The following is a 3,632-nucleotide window of genomic DNA, read 5'->3' as shown; positions in this document are numbered from 1 at the left end:
GTATGAGGTGACCAGATGGCTTTGACGCCAGAAGACGTTGTCAACAAGCGGTTCCAGCCGACGAAGTTCCGCGAAGGCTATGACCAGGACGAGGTCGACGACTTTCTAGATGAGATCGTCGTTGAACTCCGCCGGCTGAACCAGGAGAACGACGAACTTCGCAAGAAGCTGGCTGAAGCCACGTCGGGCCAGGCTCCGGAGGCCTCCGTGCCGGCTCCGGTCTCGGCTGCCCCGAAGACCGAACAGGTCAGCGAACCGGTCAAGGAAGAGCCCAAGGCTGAGCCCAAGCCGAAGGAAGAGCCGAAACCGGCTCCTGCGGCCGCCCCGGCCCCGGCCGCCGGCCACACCGCTGCCGCCGAGTCGGCCGCAGGCGTGCTGGCCATGGCGCAGAAACTCCACGACGAGTACGTCACCGCCGGCGTGGAGCAGCGTGACAAGATCATTGCCGAGGCACAACTGGAAGCCAGCAGCCTGGTCAATGACGCCGAAGAGAAGAGCCGCAAGACCCTGGGGAACCTGGAGCAGCAGAAGGCCGTGCTGGAGCGCAAGCTGGAGCAGCTGCGCGGTTTCGAGCGCGACTACCGTGCCCGTCTGAAGGCCTACATCGAGGGTCAGCTGCGCGATCTGGAAGCCCGGGGCTCCTTCGCGGCCCCCGAGGTCAAGGACAGTGCCGGCGCGTAAGCCCGGAAGAAACTGACACAACCCTGTCCCACAGGGTCCGCAATGGCCGGCGCCGGGATTATCCTGCTGCCGGCCATTGCCTTTGGGTACCGTGCTCCGGTCCCTCCAACGGGCATTGACGACGAGAGAGACATGTCAGAAACTTCACCGGCAGCCGATCGATCCGACGACGGGCCAGCGGCCGAACCCGGTCAGCGCAAGGGCAGCGGCCGGTTCATCCTGCTGCTCGCGGGCTGCGCGGCTTTCGCCTACGCCTTTGACCAACTGACCAAGTGGTGGGTTGTGTCCACCATGACCGAGGGGCAGATCACTCCGGTGCTGCCGCCGCTGCTGCACTGGCATTTCATTCGCAACTCCGGCGCCGCGTTCTCCATCGGCCAGGACCACACCTGGATATTCACCATCGTCATGACGGCGGTTTCCGTCGCGATCCTGGTCTATGCGCGCAAGGTTCGCTCCTTGTGGTGGTCCGTGGCGCTCGGCTTTCTGCTCGGCGGTGCGCTGGGCAACCTGACAGACCGGTTGTTCCGGGAGCCGGCGTTCGGCGTCGGCCATGTGGTGGACTTCATTGCCTTTCCGAACTTCGCGATCTTCAACATTGCCGACTCCGCCGTGGTGGGAGCCGTCATCCTGTGGTGCGTGCTGACGTTCATGGGCATTGGCGTTGACGGGACACGGCACACGGCCAAGGGCGGTAGTTCCGTCGGGGGCAGCGCCACGCCGGCCGGCGAGGTCAGCCCGGCCGGTGGTGGCACGCCGTCCCCAGAGGGCAAACCTGCCGGCGACACCAGCCCTGCCGGAAACGGCAATCCCGCCGACAACGGTAAACGGGCCCCCGGCGGCAAGCCCGCAGGGGAGAACGGTGCCTGAAGAAGTCAGGGCCGTCGAGCTGGACAACCACACGGCAGGTGAACGGGCGGACACCGCCATTGCCGCACTGCTCGGGATCTCCCGCTCAGCCGCGGCAGCACTCTGTGGGGACGGCCGCGTCCAACTCAATGGACGTGTCATCGCCAAGTCGGAGAAGCTGCCGCAGCAGGGGAGCCTGCGCATAGCAGTACCGGAGCAGCGGGATCCACTCGCCGTCGTGGTGGAAGAGGTTGAGGATTTGAAGATTCTGCGAGACGAGGACGATTTCGTCGTCATCGACAAACCGGTGGGCGTGGCGGCCCACCCGTCGCCCGGTTGGGTGGGGCCGACCGTCGTCGGTGCCCTGGCCGCCAGGGGCTACCGGATCTCGACGTCGGGAGCCGCGGAGCGCGCCGGTATTGTCCACCGCCTCGACGTGGGGACCTCCGGCGTGATGGTGGTAGCCAAGACAGAACACGGCTACACCTTGCTTAAGCGCGCCTTCAAGGAACGCACCGTGGACAAGGTTTACCATGCGCTGGTGCAGGGGCTGCCGGATCCGCTGGAAGGGACCATCGACGCACCGATCGGCCGCCATCCTGGTTACGACTGGCGGTTCGCTGTGGTGGAAGACGGCCGCCATTCGATCACTCACTATGAAGTGCTCGAGGCCTTCGGCAAAGCCTCGCTGGTCGAAGTGCATCTGGAGACCGGCCGGACCCACCAGATCCGCGTCCACTTTTCCGCGCTTCGGCACCCTTGTGCCGGCGACCTGACCTACGGCGCGGACCCCAAACTTGCCGCGGCGCTGGGGCTGACCCGGCAGTGGCTGCACGCCAAGAAACTTGGCTTCCACCACCCCGGCACCGGGGAGTGGGTTGAATACGAAAGCGAGTACCCGCAGGACCTGGCTTACGCGCTGCAGGCACTGGCCGAACACCGCGTGTAGCCCGGGTCCGGCTGGCTCCGAGGCCTAGAATGAAACGGTGGCAGCAGTGACTTCATCCAAGACCGGCAACGATTCCTTTGTCCATCTCCACAACCACACCGAGTACTCGATGCTCGACGGTGCTGCTCGGCTGACGGACCTGTTCACCCACGCTGACGAGTTGGGCATGAACGCCGTGGCGACGACGGACCATGGGTTCGTCTTCGGTGCTTTCGATTTCTGGAACAAGGCCCGCAACGCCGGGATCAAACCGATCGTCGGCGTCGAGGCGTACCTGACCCCGGGCACCGCACGGGCGGACAAGACGCGTGTGCGGTGGGGCGACGGCGGACGCAACGACGTCTCCGGTGCCGGTGCCTACACGCACATGACCATGTGGGCCGAGACCACCGAAGGCATGCACAACCTGTTCCGCGCCTCGTCGCTGGCCTCGCTGGAAGGCTACCTCTACAAGCCCCGGATGGACCGCGATCTGCTCCAGACCTACGGCAAGGGACTGATCGCCACTACCGGCTGCCCGTCCGGCGAAGTCCAGACCAAGCTGCGGCTGGGACTCTACAACGAAGCCAAGCAGGCTGCCTCCGATTTTCGGGACATCTTCGGCAAGGAAAACTTCTTCTGCGAGCTGATGGACCACGGCCTGGACATCGAGCGCAACGTCCAGACCGACCTGCGGAAACTGGCCCGCGAACTTGGGCTGCCGTTCGTGGCTACCAACGACCTTCACTACACCCACGCCGAAGACGCCAAATCGCACGCGGCGCTGCTGTGCGTGCAGTCCGGTTCGACCCTGGCAGACCCGAAGCGCTTCAAGTTCGATGCGGACGAGTTCTACCTGAAGTCTCCTGCGGAAATGCGCGCTATTTTCCGCGATGTTCCGGAAGCCTGCGACAACACCTTGCTGATTGCCGAGCGCTGCAACGTGGAGTTCAACACCAAGGCTTCCTACATGCCGCGCTTCCCGGTGCCGGAGGGGGAGAACGAGGAATCCTGGTTCGTTAAGGAAGTCGAGAAGGGGCTGCACTACCGGTTCCCGACCGGCATCCCCGATGACGTCCGCAAGCAGGCCGAATACGAGATCGGCATCATCCTCCAGATGGGCTTCCCCGGCTACTTCCTGGTGGTCGCCGACTTCATCAACTGGTCCAAGGAC

General features: G+C 64.6%; 3 protein-coding genes and 1 pseudogene. All 4 read left to right on the top strand.

Going from position 1 to position 3,632, the window contains the following annotated elements; translation table 11 throughout:
- Window positions 1–15 precede the first annotated feature (15 nt).
- Complete coding sequence (locus AC5RWT_RS35655; protein ID WP_493967349.1) at window positions 16–681, top strand: DivIVA domain-containing protein; 666 nt, start codon at window positions 16–18, stop codon at window positions 679–681.
- Window positions 682–813: 132 nt separating this feature from the next.
- Window positions 814–1,365: pseudogene (gene lspA / locus AC5RWT_RS35650) on the top strand (signal peptidase II); the annotation flags it as partial.
- A 178-nt stretch (window positions 1,366–1,543) separates the two neighbouring features.
- Window positions 1,544–2,479: an RluA family pseudouridine synthase gene (locus AC5RWT_RS35645; RefSeq protein ID WP_494084343.1), complete on the top strand. Its 936-nt coding sequence runs from the start codon at window positions 1,544–1,546 to the stop codon at window positions 2,477–2,479.
- A gap of 46 nt (window positions 2,480–2,525) precedes the next feature.
- The coding region (locus AC5RWT_RS35640) for a PHP domain-containing protein (RefSeq protein WP_494084344.1) at window positions 2,526–3,632 on the top strand (1,107 nt) is incomplete at its 3' end.

It is taken from the genome of Arthrobacter sp. Dra40 (assembly GCF_059091905.1).
This window is presented reverse-complemented; position numbering and strand designations above follow the sequence as displayed.

Coding starts and splice junctions, on each gene's coding strand:
- AC5RWT_RS35655 (WP_493967349.1), top strand. CDS start 16: ATGGCTTTGACGCCAGAAGACGTTGTCAACAAGCGGTTCCAGCCGACG.